Origin of the sequence: Enterobacter sp. ku-bf2 (assembly GCF_001742765.1) — a bacterium.
In the GTDB taxonomy this organism is placed as follows: Bacteria; Pseudomonadota; Gammaproteobacteria; order Enterobacterales; family Enterobacteriaceae; genus Enterobacter; species Enterobacter quasiroggenkampii.
The window spans coordinates 14,581-30,185 of sequence record NZ_MDVW01000024.1 but is presented as its reverse complement, the minus strand read 5'-3'; the positions used below and the strand labels follow the sequence as shown (position 1 = coordinate 30,185).

Genomic DNA, 15,605 nt, shown 5'->3' with positions numbered 1-15,605 from the left:
GCCATTACTCCATCATCTTCTCAATCGGCAGCACCAGGATGGAGCTTGCGCCCAGCGCCTTCAGTTTTTCCATGGTTTCCCAGAACAGGGTTTCGCTGCTCACCATGTGCATCGCCACGCGCTGCTGATCGCCCGCCAGCGGCAGGATGGTTGGGCGCTCGGCGCCCGGCAGCAGGGCAATGACTTCATCCAGACGCTCGGTTGGGGCGTGCATCATGATGTATTTGGATTCACGCGCCTGAATCACGCCCTGAATACGGGTCAGCAGTTTGTCGATCAGCTGCTGCTTAGCGTCGGCCATCTCGCCGTCACGCTGAATCAGGCACGCTTTGGAGCGGTAGATCACCTCCACTTCGCGTAGACCGTTCGCTTCCAGCGTTGCGCCGGTAGAGACCAGGTCACAGATGGCATCCGCGAGACCCGCACGCGGCGCCACTTCAACAGAACCGTTCAGCAGACAGGATTTAAACTGCACGCCTTTCTGATCCAGATAGCGCTTTAACAGGTGAGGGTAGGAGGTGGCGATACGTTTGCCGTTCAGCGCGGCCGGGCCGTCCCACGCTTCATCAACCGGCGTTGCCAGCGACAGGCGGCAGCCGCCGAAGTCCAGACGACGCAGGGTGAAGTAACGCGGGTCTTCGCCCTGCGCGCGGCGGGTCAGCAGCTCTTCTTCCAGTACATTTTCGCCGATGATGCCGAGGTCAACTACGCCATCCATGACCAGGCCGGGAATATCGTCATCACGCACGCGCAGAATGTCGATGGGCATGTTTTCAGCCAGAGCAATCAGGCGCTGGGTGTGCAGGTTAATTTTAATCCCGCAGCGGGCCAGCAGTTCGCGTGAATCGTCACTCAAACGGCCTGATTTTTGAATAGCTATGCGTAAACGTGAGTTATCTAACATTCTTTATTCCTCGTTAACCTGTTTTAACCTGTCTGAATTCGGTCCAAAAAAAAGCCCCCGGAAGAAGATCTTCCGGGGGCTTTTTCATGCGTTCATGCACCACTGGAAGATCCAAACGTCTTCCAGCACACATCGCCTGAAAGACTAGTCAGGATGATGGTGATGATGGTGGTGTTTAAATTGAACGCGTGTCATATAAATTCTCGATGAATGCTTATTCATTTGATGTCTTTTAACCTAAACCAGTTGTGCGACATATTGCAAGGGCTTTTTTTGATCATTAATTCATTTCATATTGATGCTATGAATTGTGTGTTCTGCCGGGCTGGCGTAGCCTTATGAAAGACGAGTAAGAGTCAGGAGAATTCGCATGAAAAAGGTTGCGATTGTCGGTTTAGGATGGCTGGGAATGCCGCTGGCGATGTCATTAGCCGCGAAAGGCTGGCAGGTGACCGGGAGTAAGACCACCCGAGATGGGGTCGAAGCGGCGCGCATGTGCGGTATTGATGGCGTTGAACTGCGTCTGGAGCCGGAACTGGTGTGTGATGCGGACGATCTGGACACCCTGATGAACGTCGATGCGCTGGTGATTACGCTACCCGCGCGGCGCAGCGGCCCGGGCGAATCATTTTACCTGCAGGCGATGCAGGAGATTGTCGACAGCGCGCTGGCGCATCATGTTCCGCGCATTATTTTTACCAGTTCGACGTCGGTGTATGGTGAGGTTGAGGGCGTGGTAAAAGAGACTTCCGAGCGCCGTCCCGTTACGGCGAGCGGTCAGGTTCTGAAAGAGCTGGAAGACTGGCTGCATCATCTTCCCGGCACTCAGGTTGATATCGTACGTCTGGCGGGGCTGGTAGGCCCCGGTCGTCATCCGGGACGCTTTTTTGCCGGGAAGTCGGCGCCAGATGGCCAACATGTTGTCAATCTTGTGCATCTTGATGATGTGGTTGGCGCGATTGAGCTACTCTTACAGGCTCCGAAAGGCGGACACATCTATAATATATGTGCACCGTCTCATCCGGCGCGCAGCACGTTTTACCCGCTGATGGCACGTCAGCTGGGCCTGGCTCCGCCGGTCTTTGGTGAGGCAAAGGATGGCAGTAAAGGCAAAATTGTTGATGGCAATCGCATTTGTCATGAGCTGGGGTTTGAGTATCAGTATCCCGATCCGCTGGTGATGCCCATGGAATAAATCCCGCAGCGGAGACCGTCGCACACCGAAAGGGGGCGAGCATGAAACCGCTGCTGGATGTTCTTATTATTCTGGATGCACTGGAAAAAGAGGGAAGCTTTGCCGCTGCGTCGGCAAAGCTCTACAAAACCCCTTCGGCCCTGAGCTATACCGTCCAAAAACTGGAAAGCGACCTCAATATCCAGATCCTCGATCGCTCCGGGCATCGCGCCCGTTTTACCCGCACCGGACAGATGCTGCTGGAAAAAGGCCGTGAAGTCCTCCATACCGTTCGTGAACTCGAAAAACAGGCCGTCAAACTTCACCAGGGATGGGAAAACGAGCTGGTGATTGGCGTGGATGACACTTTCCCGTTTTCTCTCCTGACGCCGCTGATTGAGGCCTTCTATCAACACCACAGCGTGACGCGGCTGATCTTTATCAACGGCGTGCTGGGGGGCTCCTGGGATGCCCTAACCCAGGGCAGGGCGGATATTTTTGTCGGTGCACTCCACGAGCCTCCCCAGTTGAGTGAGTTTGGCTTTGCGCGTCTGGGCGTGCTGGAGCAGGTGTTCGCCGTAGCGCCCCATCATCCGCTGGCTCAGGAAGCTGAGCCGCTTAACCGCCGCGTGATTAAAGGCTACCGCGCCATCGTGGTCGGGGACAGCTCTCGCCCGGAATGTGCGGTTTCCTCGCAGCTGCTTGACGAGCAGGAGGCCATCACCGTTTTCGACTTTAAAACCAAGCTGGAGCTGCAAATCAGCGGTCTGGGCTGCGGCTATTTACCCCGCTATCTGGCACAGCGGTACATTGACAGCGGTGCGCTTGTTGAAAAACAGGTACTTGCTCAAAACAGCCATGAATCGGTATGGGTGGGCTGGAATGAACAGACCGCCGGGCTCGCCAGCGCCTGGTGGCGGGACGAAATTTTAGCAAATAGTGCTATCGCTGCTGTATATGCTCAGGGCAGTGCCGAGAAATCAGCCAGTTAGAAAAAAGAAAATTACCCGCTGCGTTGCAAAGTATTGCCTTTTGTATCCGATGTGGGGCAAAATGCGGCCGCTGCAACCAAATGAATAATCGACGATATAAAAGGCGTCGGTTATTTTTTTTTGCATGTACGAAACGAAACTAAAAACCAAGAGGCCGGGCTTCGTACCGGATAGATATTTACTAAAATCCGACAGTTGTTGTCGCTGAGGAAGAAAGAAATGGGGCAATTTTTCGCTTACGTGGCGGTTATCACCGTAAAGGAGATTAACTATGTCGCATAACGCAACTCCAAACACCTCTCGCGTGGAATTACGTAAAACGCTTACGTTGATTCCGGTTGTTATGATGGGCCTGGCCTATATGCAACCGATGACGCTGTTCGATACATTCGGTATCGTATCAGGCCTCACCGACGGTCATGTGCCGACGGCTTACGGCTTCGCGCTGATTGCGATCCTCTTTACCGCGCTGAGCTACGGTAAACTGGTGCGTCGCTATCCGTCTGCGGGTTCCGCCTACACCTATGCCCAGAAATCCATCAGCCCGACGGTTGGCTTTATGGTGGGCTGGTCTTCGTTGCTCGATTACCTGTTCGCGCCGATGATCAACATTCTGCTGGCAAAAATCTATTTTGAAGCGCTGGTGCCATCGATTCCCTCGTGGATGTTCGTCGTGGCGCTGGTGGCCTTTATGACGGCCTTTAATCTGCGCAGCATCAAGTCCGTTGCCAACTTTAACTCTGTTATCGTTGTGCTTCAGGTTGTGCTGATTGCGGTTATTCTTGGCATGGTTATTTACGGCGTATTCCACGGCGAAGGCGCGGGCACCCTGGCGAGCAGCAAACCGTTCTGGTCTGGTGATGCGCATGTGATCCCGATGATTACCGGGGCAACCATTCTGTGCTTCTCCTTTACCGGTTTTGACGGGATCAGCAACCTGTCTGAAGAAACGAAAGATGCAGAGCGCGTGATTCCTCGTGCCATCTTCCTGACGGCGCTGATTGGCGGTCTGATCTTTATTTTCTCAACCTATTTCCTGCAGCTGTATTTCCCGGATATCTCTCGCTTCAAGGATCCGGATGCGTCTCAGCCGGAAATCATGCTGTATGTGGCGGGTAAAGCGTTCCAGGTCGGCGCGCTGATCTTCTCCACCATAACCGTACTGGCGTCCGGTATGGCCGCGCATGCAGGCGTTGCGCGTCTGATGTACGTAATGGGCCGCGATGGCGTATTCCCGAAAAGCTTCTTCGGCTACGTGCATCCAACCTGGCGTACCCCGGCGATGAACATTATCCTGGTCGGTGCGATCGCGCTTCTGGCGATTAACTTTGACCTGGTGATGGCAACGGCGCTGATTAACTTCGGTGCGCTGGTGGCGTTCACCTTTGTTAACCTGTCGGTTATCTCTCAGTTCTGGATCCGTGAAAAGCGTAACAAGACGCTGAAAGATCACTTCCAGTATCTGTTCCTGCCGATGTGTGGTGCCCTGACCGTGGGCGCGCTGTGGGTTAACCTGGAAGAGAGCTCGATGGTGCTTGGCCTGATTTGGGCGGGTATCGGCCTGGTTTACCTGGCCTGCGTCACGAAGAGCTTCCGTAACCCGGTTCCTCAGTACGAAGACGTCGCGTAAGACTGTGTCGGGTGGCGGCTACGCCTTACCCGACCTACATACCCCGTAGGCCCGCGTAAGCGCAGCGCCACCGGGCAAAAAAAAAGCCGGAGACATCGCCTCCGGCTTTTTTATACCCATCGATCAAACTATCTCTTGCGCGTACTGGTACAGGGATTTCAGCAGCGCCTGTTTCTCAGCATTCCCTTCATATTGGCCATAAAGCATTTCCAGCTCCTGGGCGTAATTGTGCAGATACTCTGGCGTAAACACGTTGCGACGGTGCTGCAGCCAGCGTTCCTGCTCTGCTTCATCCAGGGTTCCCGGGTAATTACGCGCGCGGTAATTAAACATCAGCTTTTCGATGCGCTTATCAGCGAAGGTGATATCCAGCGCCGGTAAGTTACGCGGCTCGGTTTGCAGAACGATATTCATGGCCGCGCGATCGGCATCACTGAAGAAACCGTTATAGAGCTGGGCGTCCACGTTTTCAGACGGCACGAACGGCTCGGCTTCGGCAAAGATGGCGACCACTTTCTCGCGCACCTGCGGATTTTCACGCAGCACTTTGAGATTATCGAGGCAGTGCTGGCGGTTTATGCCCAGCCTGTCAGCATCTTCCGGGCGCAGCGTATTCGCCTGCGCCAGGACCGGACATTTATTGATATGCACCAGTTTGACCGGCACCGCAGGCAGATCGCCGAGTTCATTCTTCGGCGTGTACAGCCGTTCACGCAGGGTATCGCTGTCGAGCTCCAGCAGCGGTGAAATATCGCCCGCCAAATCCACCATGATGACCGCATTACGGTTGTCCGGATGCCACGCCAGCGGCGCAACCCAGCTGGTATTGCCGCGCCATGCGCCAAACATGCCGGAAATATGCACCAGGGGTTTCATCTGCGGTACGTCGATAAGGGTCATAAGCTTCTGCTTGCTGCGATGGCTGAGCAGATACTCGAACAGTCGTGGCTGCGCGCTTTTCACCAGCTTCGCCATGGCAATGGTGGCATAGACGTCCGCCATCGCGTCGTGGGCATTGCTGTGCTCAATGCCGTTGGCGCGCGTCAGGTGTTCCAGCCGGAAGCTGGTCAGCCCTTCCTCATTTTCTGGCCAGTGAATGCCCTCAGGACGCAGGGCGTAGCAGGCGCGCATGATGTCGAGCAAATCCCAGCGAGAATTGCGGTTCTGCCAGCTCCAGGCATAGGGATCGTAGAAGTTACGATAGAAGATGTTGCGCGTCACTTCGTCATCGAAGCGGATGTTGTTATAACCGACCACGCAGGTGTTGGGGACGGTAAATAAGTCGTGGATGCGTCGGGCGAATTCTGCCTCGTTAACGCCTTTTTCCCGCGCTTCCTGAGGGGTGATCCCGGTGACCATGACCGCGCCGGGCTGCGGCAGATAGTCATCCGCAGGCTTGCAGTAAAAGACCTCGGGCTCGCCAATGATGTTGAATTCGTCGTCGGTACGGATGGCGGCAAACTGCGCCGGTCGGTCCAGCGCCGGGTGCGTGCCAAAGGTTTCGTAATCGTGGAACAAAAAAGTCGGGCGAGCGGCAGAGTCAGACACCAGTAATACCATCCTGTTAAAAAATGACGTCACTATGGTAAACGATCGTGCGGGTCAGACCGAATAAAAAGCGCCGCCGCGTCGCAAATTTGCGCGCCAGCTTCAGAGAAAAATCTGCGTTCTGTCACATTTTTTTGCAATTAAGCCAGGTAACGACATCAGAACTCCCGTAAAAAGGTCATCGATTTTTAATGACCTGAGGATATACCGTTGAAACGCCGTCTGTTTATTGCTGTTTCTTTACTCGCTTCGAGTGTCTCATCTGCTTTTGCGGCCGAACCACTGGATTTTTCGCCGCAGCCTCCGGCCATTCAGGCGGGCTCCTGGGTGCTGATGGATTACACGACTGGTCAGATTTTAACGGCGGGCAACGAACATCAACAACGTAATCCGGCGAGCCTGACCAAGCTGATGACGGGCTATGTGGTGGATCGGGCCATTGATAGCCACCGCATTACCCCGGATGACATCGTCACCGTAGGACGTGATGCCTGGGCAAAAGGGAACCCGGTGTTTGACGGTTCATCGCTGATGTTCCTGAAAGAGGGCGATCGCGTCTCCGTGCGCGATCTGAGCCGCGGCCTGATTGTCGATTCCGGCAACGACGCCTGCGTGGCGCTGGCCGATCACGTGGCGGGCGGGCAGCCGCAGTTTGTGAAGATGATGAACGACTACGTGCAGAAGCTGAACCTGCGCGATACGCATTTTGAAACCGTCCACGGGCTGGACGCGCCGGGCCAGCACAGCTCGGCGTATGACCTGGCCGTTCTCTCCCGGGCCATCATCCACGGCGAGCCTGAGTTTTATCATATGTACAGCGAAAAAAGCCTGACCTGGAACGGAATCACCCAGCAAAACCGTAACGGCCTGCTCTGGGATAAGACCATGAACGTGGACGGGTTGAAAACGGGGCATACCTCAGGGGCCGGTTTTAACCTGATTGCGTCTGCCGTAGACGGCCAGCGCCGGTTAATCGCGGTGGTGATGGGGGCGGATAGCCCGAAAGGGCGTGAGGACCAGGCCCGGAAACTGCTGCACTGGGGGCAGCAGAATTTCGATACGGTGCAGATCCTGCATAGCGGTAAAAAAGTGGGGACAGAGCGCATCTGGTACGGCGATAAGGAGCAGGTGAAACTGGGCACCGATCAGGACTTCTGGCTGGCCTTGCCGAAAGCGGAGGTTCCCAACATCAAAGCCAAGTACGTTCTGGATAAAAAAGAGCTGGAAGCGCCGATTGCTGCGCATCAGCGGGTTGGGGAGATTCAGCTCTATGACCGCGACAAGGTGGTAGCCCACTGGCCGCTGGTCACGCTGGAGGCCGTTGATAAAGGCGGCCTGTTCTCTCGTCTGAGCGATTATCTGCATCACACGCTTTAAATGCTGCTGAGCAGACTGGCAGGGTTGCGAGTCTGCTCACATAATAAACACTCCTCGTTTGCTGATAATCATAATCCCGTTTTATAGTGTATAAATATACAGTGATGAGCGGAGGCAGTATGGACTACAGCATTACGCAGCAACAGAAACGTAAGATTGCCGGTTTTCATTTGGTCGGCCCGTGGGAACACACGGTAAAACAGGGCTTTGAACAGCTGGTCATGTGGGTCGACGGGCGTCACATTGAGCCGCTGGAGTGGGTGGCAGTCTATTACGATAACCCGGATGAAGTCCCGGCAGAAAAACTGCGCTGTGATACGGCCGTGACGGTACCGGATGATTTCGTCATCCCGGAAAACAGCGAAGGCGTCATGATGACGGAAATCGCGGCCGGGGATTATGCCGTGGCGACGGCGCGCGTGGAAAACTACGACTTCGCCACGCCGTGGTATCAGTTCTTCAATTCCCTGCTGCAGGACAATAAGTACCAGATGGCGCTCAAACCCTGCTTCGAGCGCTATCTCAATGACGGCAATGCGGACGGCTACTGGGATATCGAAATGTATATCGCCGTCGAGCACAAAACGGTTTAAGCCTGCTAAGTGAAGGGTTTTTCAGCCGGGAGCGATCCACCCGGCTGAAAACACAGTACAATTGTGCTTTGCCGTGTAGCTGGAGAGCGGGTGTGCGTCCCGACAAATCATTAACCCCTTTTGAAATTCGGTTGTACAAACACTACCGCGTGGTGCACGGGTGTCGCATCGCGCTGGCGTTCGTGTTGACGTTTGTCCTGGTGCGTTTGCTGGAGGTTCCGGAAGGAACGTGGCCGCTGATCACGCTGGTGGTGGTGATGGGGCCCATCTCGTTTTGGGGCAACGTTGTCCCGCGCGCTCTGGAGCGTATTGGCGGGACCGTGTTAGGTTCGGCCCTGGGGCTTATTGCCCTGAAGCTGGAGCTGATCTCGTTCCCGGTCATGCTGGCATGGTGCGGTGCCGCCATGTTCCTGTGCGGCTGGCTGGCGTTGGGTAAAAAGCCTTATCAGGCGCTGCTGATCGGTATTACTCTCGCGGTGGTGGTCGGTGCACCCGCCGGGGATATGACCACGGCGCTGTGGCGAAGCGGGGATGTCATCCTGGGTTCACTGCTGGCGATGCTCTTCACCGGTATCTGGCCGCAGCGCGCTTTTCTGCACTGGCGTATTCAGATGGCCAGCTACGTCACTGCGTTTAACCGCGTCTATCAGGCCGGTTTTTCCCCGAATCTGGTTGAGCGCCCGCGCCTGGAAAAGCACCTGCAAACCATCCTTAACGACGTGGTCAAAATGCGCGGCTTGATCACGCCAGCCAGCAAAGAAACGCATATTCAGAAATCAATTTTCGAAGCTATTCAGACGGTGAGCCGCAATCTGGTCTGCATGCTTGAACTGCAAATCAACGCACACTGGGCCACGCGACCCAGCCATCTGTTGATGCTTAACGCGCAGACTCTCAAAGAGACCCAGCAGATGACGCAGCAAACGCTGTTGACCATCGCCCATGCGCTCTATGAAGGGAACCCGCAGCCGATACTGGCCAACAGCGAGCGACTGAACGAGATCGTCGCGGAACTGAAGCAGTTAATCAATGAGCGCCAGAGCGATAACGTGGCGGAAACACCTATTCATGGCTACGTCTGGCTGAGCATGGAACTGGCGCGGCAGCTTGAGCTGTTATCGCACCTGATTTGCCGGGCGCTGCGCAAATAAAAGGCGTATGTGACGCCTGCTGCTTCGATTCAGCAGCAATTGGGGTTATGATAGCTTTAAACGATATACTCATTGTCATTCGCGGCCGCTGTCAGTAAGGTTATTGTTACAACGGTTGCTTTAACGAATCCGAATCTCACATTATCAGGGGTGTAAAAATGGAAACTACCAAGCCTTCGTTCCAGGATGTTCTGGAATTCGTCCGCCTGTTCCGCCGCAAAAACAAACTGCAGCGTGAAATCCAGGACGTTGAGAAGAAGATCCGTGACAACCAGAAACGTGTTCTGCTGCTCGACAACCTGAGCGACTACATCAAGCCAGGCATGAGCGTTGAAGCTATTCAGGGCATCATCGCCAGCATGAAGAGCGACTATGAAGACCGTGTTGATGACTACATCATCAAAAATGCTGAGCTGTCCAAAGAGCGTCGTGACATCTCTAAAAAGCTGAAAGTGATGGGCGAAATCAAAAACGGCGAAGCAAAAAGCGAGTAATCGCAGCGAATAGTGAAAAAGGCTCTCTGGTGACAGAGAGCCTTTTTTTATGGTTCAGAACGCGGCTGTAGCTGGTAAATCCAGGCTTGAACCTGCTTGCCTTCAGAGGTGGTCACCGTGACCTCAACCCGATCGTAGCCGTCTTCAAACTCATCCAGCATTGACCAGTGTGTGGCAAGGCGATCAGAGATAAACAGATAGCCTTCGACGCGGGGGCCATCGGGGTGGAGCACGATCCCCGGGAAGTCCGCCGCAGCGCCCCAGCCGCGTTCGTAGAACGTACCGGAGACGAAACCGGCCAGCCATTCGCCGCCAATGTTTTCAAGAATATGCGCATTTGAGTGGCCCGGGCGCAGCGTGCCGTAGACAAACAGAGCGTTCATTTTCCCTCATCCGCAAAGCAAAAAGCCTGCTTTAAAAGCAGGCTTTTTAAATTTGGCTCCTCTGACTGGACTCGAACCAGTGACATACGGATTAACAGTCCGCCGTTCTACCGACTGAACTACAGAGGAATCGTTGTGGAGGCTTATCTTAGCGGCGAAAAAAGTTTTGTCAAACCTGATCTTAGGGAAAATCGACTGATTGCTGATTCTGTCGTCAGTTTGTTGTAAATCCACACATCTTTTTCCGGAAAATACTTTGCAGGATGAGCATTTCTCCCCCATTATTTGAAATGGAGTTTCAACTTTTCTCGCTAAGGTCCATTTTGAACGTCACTGCCTCCTTACGCCAGGCGATCGCGCGCACGCCATGGTATGCAAAACGTAAAAGCTATCGGGTTCTCTTCTGGCGTGAAATCACCCCTCTTGCCGTGCCTATCTTCCTGGAAAATACCTGCGTTCTGCTGATGGGGGTGCTGAGCACCTTCCTGGTGAGCTGGCTGGGAAAAGAGGCGATGGCGGGGGTAGGTCTGGCGGACAGCTTTAACATGGTGGTGATCTCGTTCTTTGCCGCCATTGACCTCGGGACGACGGTGGTGGTGGCCTTTAGCCTCGGCAAGCTGGATCCCAAACGTGCGCGCGAGGCGGCACGCCAGTCGCTGATGATCATGACTGTCTTTTCGGCCGTTCTGGCGGCGGTGATCCACTATTTCGGCAAAGAGATCATCGATTTTGTCGCCGGGGAGGCCACGAACGAGGTTAAAGACCTGGCGCTGACCTATCTGGAGATGACCGTCATCAGCTATCCGGCGGCGGCCATCGCCCTGATTGGCAGCGGCGCGCTGCGCGGGGCAGGGAACACTAAAATTCCGCTGCTGATCAACGGCGGAATGAATATCCTGAATATTATCATCAGCAGCGTGCTGATCTACGGCGTGTTCTCGTGGGACGGGCTGGGCTTCGTCGGTGCAGGACTGGGGCTAACCATTTCACGCTATATCGGTGCGGCGGCGATTATCGGCGTGCTGATGGCGGGGATCACCCCCTCGCTGCGCCTCACGCTGAAGAGCTATTTCCGCCCCTTTAATTTCGCCATTATCTGGGAAGTGATGGGGATCGGCATTCCCGCAAGCATTGAATCGGTGCTGTTTAACGGCGGGAAATTGCTGACGCAGATGTTTGTCGCCGGGATGGGCACCGACGTGATCGCCGGTAACTTCATCGCCTTCTCCATTGCCTCGCTGATTAACCTGCCGGGTAACGCGCTGGGCTCTGCATCGACCATTATTACCGGGAAACGGCTCGGGAAAGGGCAGATCGGCCAGGCGGAGCGACAGCTGCGCCACGTTTTCTGGCTGTCGACCATTGGACTGACCGTGATTGCCTGGGGAACCGCACCGTTTGCCGGGCTGATGGCCTCGTTCTATACCCATGAAGACGACGTTAAAGAGGTTGTAAAAGTCCTCATCTGGCTCAATGCGGCCTTTATGCCTATCTGGGCGGCCTCATGGGTACTGCCTGCCGGGCTGAAGGGGGCACGCGACGCCCGCTTTGCGATGTGGGTGTCGATGCTTGGCATGTGGGGATGTCGCGTCGTGGCGGGGTATACGCTTGGGGTAATGCTCGGATGGGGTGTGATCGGCGTCTGGCTGGGGATGTTCCTGGACTGGGCCGTGCGGGGCGGGCTGTTCTACTGGCGTATGGTCAGCGGGCGCTGGCTGTGGAAATATCCGCGACAAAATGCCTGACAATTGTGCGAAGTGGAGAATAAATCGTCAAACGATCGGAAATATGCATTCTGCCTTTGACATCCCGGGAGCGCATCGATAATATGCGCCCCGTTCACACGATTCCTCTGTAGTTCAGTCGGTAGAACGGCGGACTGTTAATCCGTATGTCACTGGTTCGAGTCCAGTCAGAGGAGCCAAATTTGAAAAGCCTGCTTTTAAAGCAGGCTTTTTGCTTTTCTGCGTCGGGTTGAATTGTCGGGTGGCGGCTTCGCCTTACCCGACCTACAAAAATCTCGAATCGTAGGCCGGGTAAGGCGAAGCCGCCACCCGGCAAAAGCCGCACTATCCGTTCACACGAACCGGCGCCGTCGCCTCTACCAGCCACGGACGCGCATCGCTGTTTACCAGCGGTGACAGCGCCTCGCGTACCTGCTGGTGATACGCATCCAGCCACTGCTTTTCCTGCTCGCTCAGCAAATGCAGCTCAACCTGGCTTAAGTCGATCGGGATCAGCGTCAGCGAGGCAAACCTGCAGAACCCCGGACGGCTCTCCACAATCTCCACCTGGTTTTCAATACGAATACCGTGGCTATCGCCCAGATAGTATCCCGGTTCAATCGTCATGATATTGCCCGCCACCAGCGGCCACGGGTTGACCTTTTTGGCAATGCGATGCGGGTTCTCATGGATAAGAAGCTGATGACCCACGCCATGCCCCGTGCCGTGATCGTAATCCAGTCCCATCTCCCACAGCGGACGACGCGCAAAAGCATCCAGCTGATGTCCCTGAGTCCCGGAAGGGAACTGCAGGGTAATCAGCGACAGGAAGCCTCTCAGCACGGCGGTGTAGTGCAGGCGCTGCTGCGGATCGACCTTACCCCATGCCAGCGTGCGCGTGGCGTCGGTGGTGCCATTCACGTACTGACCGCCGGAATCGTTAAGGTAAAAATGGTCATGACCGATGGGCTTGTTGCTGGCCTCGCTCGAATGATAGTGGCACATCGCCGCATTGCTCGAAGAGGCGGAGATGGTCGCAAAACTCTGCTCGATGAACCCGGGCTGCTGTTGACGGAACGCCAGCTGCTGCGCCTGGACTTCCAGCTCTGTTAGCGGATTCCCTGCCGCCTCGCGCAGCGGCACTTCACGGCTCAGCCAGGCGAGGAAGTTGACCCAGGCGGCGCCGTCCTGGTGATGACACGCGCGATAACCGGCCAGCTCAACCGGGTTTTTGGTGGCTTTCATCAGGGTGATGGGGTCGGTCCGCCAGACAATCTCTCCCCGGGGTTCGATGGCAAAGTGCAGGGCGACCGGCGCGGAATCGGCATCAACCATCACCCGTTTTCCTGCAGCAATTTGCTGGCAGCGTTCGACAAAGGCGTCCTGCGGCGCAATGGTAAACGCATTGCGCACGTCTTCCGGCAGGGCGCCGAGCTTGCTGTCGTTAACAAACCACTCAACGTGGCCGTCACGGCCCAGAAGAGCAAAAGAGAGCGGTACCGGGCTGTAAGGGATATCCGCGCCACGGACGTTTAACAGCCAGGCGATATTATCCGGCAGGGTAACGGCGAGATAATCGGCATTGCTTGCAGCCAGCACGGCGGCGACGCGCTGACGTTTATCAGCACTGCTTTCACCGCTGTATTCAACCGGCATTTCCCGGATAAGCCCCGCCGGTGCGGCAGGGCGGTCAGTCCATAGGGTGTCGAACGGCGAGGCTTTCAGCGGGACCAGCTCGCAAGGCGTGGCAGACAGTTGCTCAAACTCTGAATGGGTCATCAGCATTTGGTCAAAACCGATGCGCGTCCCGGCCTCAGCGTTTTCCGTCAGCCAGTCTGCCAGCGGCTCGTTGTGCAGATGGTGGATCTCTACCTCATCCGTATTGACCTGAACGCGAGCCTGAACCTGATAGCGCCCGTCAACGAACAGCAGCGCTTTATCCTTCAGTACAAGCGCGACGCCAGCAGAGCCGTCAAAGCCCGTCAGCCAGGCCAGCTTTTCGTCACAGGGCGCGCAGTATTCGCTCTGCCATGCATCCGCACGCGGGACGATCATCCCGTCGAGATGGCTGGCCTCAAGCCAGTGGCGCAGGGCAGAGAGCGGAGATGTGCTGGACATGGTTATTCCTTATCGTTATTAGCGGAACGGCGGCTCGTTGAAGGTGCGCAGCTTGCGGGAATGGAGCCGGTCACCTTCTGCCCGCAGCAGGTCAATGGCGCGAATGCCAATTTGCAGATGTTCGGATATCGCCCCTTCATAGAAACGGTTGGCCTGGCCGGGCAGCTTAATTTCGCCGTGCAGCGGCTTATCGGAGACGCACAGCAGCGTGCCGTACGGGACGCGGAAGCGATACCCCTGCGCGGCGATGGTGGCGCTCTCCATATCAATGGCCACCGCGCGGCTCAGGTTGAACCGCAGCGCGGAGGCGGAGTAACGCAGCTCCCAGTTGCGGTCATCCGTCGTGACGACCGTACCGGTGCGCAGGCGCTGCTTAACTTCTTCACCCGGCATGCCGCTGACCTCTTTGGTGGCGTCATACAGCGCACGCTGCACTTCGGCGATGCTCGGGATTGGGATATCCGGCGGCAGCACCGCATCCAGCACGTGGTCATCACGCAGATAGGCGTGGGCGAGCACGTAGTCGCCAATCAGCTGGCTTTCGCGCAGGCCGCCGCAGTGGCCGATCATCAGCCACACGTCCGGACGCAGCACCGCCAGATGGTCGCAGATGGTCTTGGCATTTGACGGGCCCACGCCGATGTTAATCAGCGTAATGCCCTGACCGTCGGCGGTGATCAGGTGCCAGGCGGGCATCTGATGTTTTTTCCAGGCCAGGTCGGAAATGGCTTGCTCTGGCGCTTCGGTCTCCGCAGTGATCCAGATCCCTCCCGCACAGGAGAGCGCGATATACGGGCTTTCCGGGTCGAGGATTTGGCTGCAGCCCCAACGGACAAACTCGTCAACGTAGCGGGTGTAGTTGGTAAAGAGGACGAACGGCTGGAAATGTTCGACGGGCGTGCCGGTGTAGTGGCGCAGACGCGCCAGGGAGAAATCGACCCGGCGGGCATCAAAGTGCGACAGGGGAGAAAATTCTGCCGGGTGATAGATCCCATCGGCCGTCTCATCGCCAATCTGCGACAGTTCCGTCGTCGGGAAGTGGCGGGTCAGCCCCGCGCTCATCGAACGGTCGAGGGTTAACGCCGAACCGTCAATCACATAGGGGTATGGAATTTCATGCTGCGAGGGCTCAACGTGAATGTGAGCGCCGTAATCCTGATACAGCAGCGTAAGTTGTTCTTCGAGGTACGGGCGGAACAGGGCCGGGCGGGTGACGGTGGTGCTGTAGCAGCCGGAGTGGGTAAAACGGGCGTAGGCACGGGTTTTCGGTGTTGTGCTGGCGCTGCCGTCCCAGGTCACAGAGAGCGATGGATAAACAAAAAGGCCCGCGGTTCTGGCCTTTTCGTCGGGAAGTTTCCCCGTTTCAATATATTCGCTGATGGCGCTGCGCAGCGCGTTGACGGACTGTTCATACAGCGCGTCGAGTTTTTCCAGCGCCTGAGCCGGGGTCAGGCTGGAGCCCTTATTATTCATCTCTGTCTCCTTGTTCCACAGGTGTGCGACTCTACCCGATAGTA

15 protein-coding genes, 2 tRNA genes and 1 other annotated feature are annotated in these 15,605 nt (G+C 56.1%); of the genes, 10 read left to right on the top strand and 7 right to left on the bottom strand.

Translation table 11 applies throughout. From position 1 onward, the window contains the following. Positions 1 to 4: 4 nt before the first annotated feature. Together hisG and hisL are read right to left on the bottom strand one after the other, a co-directional pair. A complete protein-coding gene (gene hisG, locus BFG58_RS22320) occupies positions 5 to 904 on the bottom strand; it encodes an ATP phosphoribosyltransferase (protein ID WP_000886595.1) in 900 nt (299 codons plus the stop codon). A 45-nt stretch (positions 905 to 949) separates the two neighbouring features. Next, positions 950 to 1,073, bottom strand: a sequence feature (His leader region). Further along, on the bottom strand, positions 1,049 to 1,099 hold the full coding sequence (hisL, locus tag BFG58_RS24040) for a his operon leader peptide (protein ID WP_001364200.1): 51 nt from the start codon (positions 1,097 to 1,099) through the stop codon (positions 1,049 to 1,051). Its footprint overlaps the feature before it by 25 nt. Before the next feature lie 175 nt (positions 1,100 to 1,274). Between hisL and BFG58_RS22315 the strand changes: the two genes are divergently transcribed. The 4 genes from BFG58_RS22315 to plaP all read left to right on the top strand — a co-directional run bounded on the left by BFG58_RS22315 (position 1,275) and on the right by plaP (position 4,700). Beyond that, positions 1,275 to 2,099: an SDR family oxidoreductase gene (locus BFG58_RS22315; protein ID WP_045908599.1), complete on the top strand. Its 825-nt coding sequence runs from the start codon at positions 1,275 to 1,277 to the stop codon at positions 2,097 to 2,099. Between the two features lie 41 nt (positions 2,100 to 2,140). Further along, positions 2,141 to 3,070 carry a LysR substrate-binding domain-containing protein gene (locus tag BFG58_RS22310; protein WP_045908598.1) on the top strand — a complete coding sequence of 310 codons (930 nt, stop codon included), beginning with the start codon at positions 2,141 to 2,143 and terminating at the stop codon, positions 3,068 to 3,070. 219 nt (positions 3,071 to 3,289) lie between these two features. Next, on the top strand, positions 3,290 to 3,352 hold the full coding sequence (gene yoeI, locus BFG58_RS24470; protein ID WP_100245854.1) for a membrane protein YoeI: 63 nt from the start codon (positions 3,290 to 3,292) through the stop codon (positions 3,350 to 3,352). After that, a complete protein-coding gene (gene plaP / locus BFG58_RS22305; protein WP_008499462.1) occupies positions 3,342 to 4,700 on the top strand; it encodes a putrescine/proton symporter PlaP in 1,359 nt (452 codons plus the stop codon). Before yoeI ends, plaP begins: the two co-directional genes overlap by 11 nt. A 123-nt stretch (positions 4,701 to 4,823) precedes the next feature. Here plaP and sbcB read toward each other — a convergent pair whose 3' ends face one another. Continuing rightward, positions 4,824 to 6,251 carry an exodeoxyribonuclease I gene (gene sbcB / locus BFG58_RS22300; RefSeq protein WP_169810617.1) on the bottom strand — a complete coding sequence of 476 codons (1,428 nt, stop codon included), beginning with the start codon at positions 6,249 to 6,251 and terminating at the stop codon, positions 4,824 to 4,826. Between the two features lie 207 nt (positions 6,252 to 6,458). Between sbcB and dacD the strand changes: the two genes are divergently transcribed. The 4 genes from dacD (at position 6,459) to BFG58_RS22280 (ending at position 9,863) form a co-directional block, all read left to right on the top strand. Further along, complete coding sequence (gene dacD / locus BFG58_RS22295) at positions 6,459 to 7,625, top strand: serine-type D-Ala-D-Ala carboxypeptidase DacD (RefSeq protein ID WP_032646438.1); 1,167 nt, start codon at positions 6,459 to 6,461, stop codon at positions 7,623 to 7,625. Positions 7,626 to 7,744: 119 nt separating this feature from the next. Next, on the top strand, positions 7,745 to 8,218 hold the full coding sequence (gene sbmC / locus BFG58_RS22290) for a DNA gyrase inhibitor SbmC (RefSeq protein WP_045908596.1): 474 nt from the start codon (positions 7,745 to 7,747) through the stop codon (positions 8,216 to 8,218). A gap of 92 nt (positions 8,219 to 8,310) precedes the next feature. Then, positions 8,311 to 9,369 carry an FUSC family protein gene (locus BFG58_RS22285; protein WP_045908595.1) on the top strand — a complete coding sequence of 353 codons (1,059 nt, stop codon included), beginning with the start codon at positions 8,311 to 8,313 and terminating at the stop codon, positions 9,367 to 9,369. A 158-nt stretch (positions 9,370 to 9,527) separates the two neighbouring features. Then, a complete protein-coding gene (locus tag BFG58_RS22280; RefSeq protein ID WP_008499467.1) occupies positions 9,528 to 9,863 on the top strand; it encodes a DUF496 family protein in 336 nt (111 codons plus the stop codon). A 47-nt stretch (positions 9,864 to 9,910) separates the two neighbouring features. Here the strand turns inward: BFG58_RS22280 and BFG58_RS22275 are convergent, their stop codons facing one another. Both BFG58_RS22275 and BFG58_RS22270 read right to left on the bottom strand, forming a co-directional pair. Next, positions 9,911 to 10,246, bottom strand: coding sequence for a gamma-glutamylcyclotransferase family protein (locus tag BFG58_RS22275; RefSeq protein ID WP_063622051.1), 336 nt, complete (start codon positions 10,244 to 10,246; stop codon positions 9,911 to 9,913). A 53-nt stretch (positions 10,247 to 10,299) separates the two neighbouring features. Beyond that, positions 10,300 to 10,375, bottom strand: a tRNA-Asn gene (locus tag BFG58_RS22270). A 161-nt stretch (positions 10,376 to 10,536) separates the two neighbouring features. Between BFG58_RS22270 and emmdR the strand changes: the two genes are divergently transcribed. Both emmdR and BFG58_RS22260 read left to right on the top strand, forming a co-directional pair. Beyond that, the gene (emmdR, locus tag BFG58_RS22265) at positions 10,537 to 11,991 is read left to right on the top strand and encodes a multidrug efflux MATE transporter EmmdR (RefSeq protein ID WP_139125340.1); all 1,455 of its coding nucleotides are present in this window, start codon (positions 10,537 to 10,539) and stop codon (positions 11,989 to 11,991) included. A 103-nt stretch (positions 11,992 to 12,094) separates the two neighbouring features. Continuing rightward, positions 12,095 to 12,170 (top strand) — tRNA-Asn (locus tag BFG58_RS22260). Between the two features lie 145 nt (positions 12,171 to 12,315). On the opposite strand, the gene BFG58_RS22255 is transcribed toward BFG58_RS22260, so the two are convergent. Together BFG58_RS22255 and BFG58_RS22250 are read right to left on the bottom strand one after the other, a co-directional pair. Continuing rightward, positions 12,316 to 14,088 (bottom strand): aminopeptidase P family protein, encoded by a 1,773-nt coding sequence (locus BFG58_RS22255; protein ID WP_069720590.1) that lies wholly within the window; start codon positions 14,086 to 14,088, stop codon positions 12,316 to 12,318. 18 nt (positions 14,089 to 14,106) lie between these two features. Then, positions 14,107 to 15,561 (bottom strand): AMP nucleosidase, encoded by a 1,455-nt coding sequence (locus tag BFG58_RS22250; RefSeq protein ID WP_063622048.1) that lies wholly within the window; start codon positions 15,559 to 15,561, stop codon positions 14,107 to 14,109. Positions 15,562 to 15,605: the final 44 nt, after the last annotated feature.

What these genes read in the sequence shown, in the direction of transcription:
- hisG (WP_000886595.1), bottom strand. Translation starts at nt 904, where the DNA reads ATGTTAGATAACTCACGTTTACGCATAGCTATTCAAAAATCAGGCCGT.
- BFG58_RS22315 (WP_045908599.1), top strand. Translation starts at nt 1,275, where the DNA reads ATGAAAAAGGTTGCGATTGTCGGTTTAGGATGGCTGGGAATGCCGCTG.
- BFG58_RS22310 (WP_045908598.1), top strand. Translation starts at nt 2,141, where the DNA reads ATGAAACCGCTGCTGGATGTTCTTATTATTCTGGATGCACTGGAAAAA.
- plaP (WP_008499462.1), top strand. Translation starts at nt 3,342, where the DNA reads ATGTCGCATAACGCAACTCCAAACACCTCTCGCGTGGAATTACGTAAA.
- sbmC (WP_045908596.1), top strand. Translation starts at nt 7,745, where the DNA reads ATGGACTACAGCATTACGCAGCAACAGAAACGTAAGATTGCCGGTTTT.
- BFG58_RS22280 (WP_008499467.1), top strand. Translation starts at nt 9,528, where the DNA reads ATGGAAACTACCAAGCCTTCGTTCCAGGATGTTCTGGAATTCGTCCGC.
- BFG58_RS22275 (WP_063622051.1), bottom strand. Translation starts at nt 10,246, where the DNA reads ATGAACGCTCTGTTTGTCTACGGCACGCTGCGCCCGGGCCACTCAAAT.
- emmdR (WP_139125340.1), top strand. Translation starts at nt 10,537, where the DNA reads ATGGAGTTTCAACTTTTCTCGCTAAGGTCCATTTTGAACGTCACTGCC.
- BFG58_RS22255 (WP_069720590.1), bottom strand. Translation starts at nt 14,088, where the DNA reads ATGTCCAGCACATCTCCGCTCTCTGCCCTGCGCCACTGGCTTGAGGCC.
- BFG58_RS22250 (WP_063622048.1), bottom strand. Translation starts at nt 15,561, where the DNA reads ATGAATAATAAGGGCTCCAGCCTGACCCCGGCTCAGGCGCTGGAAAAA.